This is a genomic window from Bacillus sp. LR--39, from assembly GCF_053613335.1.
In genome coordinates, this window is sequence record NZ_JBSIOT010000818.1 from 1 (window position 1) to 731 (window position 731).

General features: G+C 44.5%; 1 protein-coding gene. It reads left to right on the plus strand.

The features are described 5' to 3' along the window. The coding region (gene blaOXA, locus ACWHAR_RS26740; protein WP_452088386.1) for a class D beta-lactamase at positions 1-646 on the plus strand (646 nt) is incomplete at its 5' end. Positions 647-731: the final 85 nt, after the last annotated feature.

Consider the following 731-nt stretch of genomic DNA (forward strand, 5'->3'; position numbering starts at 1 on the left):
CGATTTACAAAAAGAGCAGACATTTGTCTATAACAGAAAACGGTCAAATCAAAGACAAACTCCGCAATCCACCTTTAAAGTCGTGAACGCTTTAATCGGTTTGCAGGTCAAAGCTGTAAGAGATGAATACGATGTTAAACGATGGGACGGGGTCAAGCGTGAATTCGAATCATGGAACCGCGACCATACGCTTGGCTCGGCCATGCGCGAATCCGCAATCTGGTATTATCAGGCATTAGCGAGAGATATCGGCGAGGAAAGGATGAAATCATGGCTTCATACACTATCTTACGGCAACGAGGATATCAGCGGGGGAATCGACCAGTTTTGGCTGCAAAGCTCGCTCACAATATCTCCGCTGGAACAAGAAACCTTTTTGGAGAAACTATTTAAAGAGGAGCTTCCATTTGACAAACCGGTGATGAAAACCGTCAAGCGCATGATGATTCAAGAGGAAGGCGATCATTACACGCTCTACGGGAAAACCGGAACTCGCCTGACTGATATGGGATTAGGATGGTTTGTCGGATTCATCAAAACAGAGCATGGCTCTTATGTCTTTGTCACCAATGTCGATGATTCCGGCACAAAAGCTAAAAACATCACCGTAGATATCCTGAAAAAGTATGGCCTGATCACATCCTAAATTAAAGAGCCCTGCACGGCAGGGCTCTAAATCTCATGCTCAAAACAATAATGATTCACAAGCTCTTCAATCAAATCATGATCGG